Here is a 1,124-nt window from a genome sequence, read left to right on the forward strand (position 1 = left end):
ATTATCGACGATGGCTTTCAGCCCGTTCAAATTCCTGCAGGAAGTGCGCACCGAGACCGCGAAGGTCACCTGGCCGTCGCGCCGGGAGACCACGGTCACGACGATCATGGTGTTCCTGATGGTGGCGCTGGCGTCGATCTTCTTCTTCTTCACGGATCAGTTAATCCGTTTTTTCATCACGTTCGTCCTGAGCCTTCATTGAAGACGCGAACGACACGCGCACGGAACTGAACCATGAGCATGCGCTGGTATATCGTCCACGCCTATTCGAATTTCGAAAAGAAGGTCTCGGAATCGATCCGCGAGCAGGCCAAGCAGCGGGGGCTTGAGGACCTTTTCGAGCAGGTGCTGGTGCCGACCGAGAAGGTCACGGAAGTCCGGCGCGGCCGCAAGGTCGATACCGAGCGCAAGTTCTTCCCGGGTTACGTGCTGGTGAAGATGAACCTCACCGACGAGGCGTTTCATCTCATCAAGAACACTCCGAAAGTCACGGGCTTCCTCGGCGCCGAGAACAAGCCGATGCCGATTTCGGAAGCCGAGGCCATGCGCATCATGCATCAGGTGCAGGAAGGCGTGGAGCGGCCCAAGGCGTCGGTGTCGTTCGAGATCGGCGAGAACGTTCGCGTGGCCGATGGCCCGTTCGCGTCGTTCTCCGGGGTCGTGGAGGAAATCGACGAGGCGCGCTCGCGCGTGAAGGTCGCGGTGTCGATCTTCGGTCGCGCGACGCCGGTCGAACTGGAGTTCGGTCAGGTCGAGAAGGTTTAGCCATCATGCCCGGCCGGTGCCGGGCATCCACGTCGTTATCGGCGTGAAATGGTTGTGAAGACGTGGATGGCCGGGACGAGCCCGGCCATGACGTGCGGAAGGGATTTCCGCGGAAAGCGGTGGGAGGTGAGGGCGGTCGCCAGCCGTTCGAGCCGCAACCACTAACAGGAGTAACGCATGGCAAAGAAAGTGACCGGATACCTGAAATTGCAGGTGCCGGCCGGTGCGGCGAACCCGTCGCCGCCGATCGGCCCCGCGCTTGGTCAGCGCGGCCTCAACATCATGGAGTTCTGCAAGGCGTTCAACGCCCAGACGCAGAAGGAAGAAAAGAACACGCCGATTCCGGTGGTGATCACGAT

The 1,124-nt window shown here is 60.7% G+C and carries 2 protein-coding genes and 1 pseudogene; all 3 read left to right on the forward strand.

The window, feature by feature from the left end; genetic code table 11:
• The first annotated feature begins 10 nt into the window (after positions 1-10).
• Positions 11-202, forward strand: a complete 192-nt coding sequence (gene secE, locus BGN91_RS11055) for a preprotein translocase subunit SecE (protein ID WP_079446310.1) — start codon at positions 11-13, stop codon at positions 200-202.
• Between the two features lie 32 nt (positions 203-234).
• On the forward strand, positions 235-765 hold the full coding sequence (gene nusG, locus BGN91_RS11060; RefSeq protein ID WP_009797155.1) for a transcription termination/antitermination protein NusG: 531 nt from the start codon (positions 235-237) through the stop codon (positions 763-765).
• 177 nt (positions 766-942) lie between these two features.
• A pseudogene (locus tag BGN91_RS11065) lies at positions 943-1,124 on the forward strand (50S ribosomal protein L11); the annotation flags it as partial.

Source organism: Nitrobacter sp. 62-13 (assembly GCF_001896955.1).
GTDB lineage: Bacteria > Pseudomonadota > Alphaproteobacteria > Rhizobiales > Xanthobacteraceae > Nitrobacter.

What these genes read in the sequence shown, in the direction of transcription:
- secE (WP_079446310.1), top strand. Translation starts at nt 11, where the DNA reads ATGGCTTTCAGCCCGTTCAAATTCCTGCAGGAAGTGCGCACCGAGACC.
- nusG (WP_009797155.1), top strand. Translation starts at nt 235, where the DNA reads ATGAGCATGCGCTGGTATATCGTCCACGCCTATTCGAATTTCGAAAAG.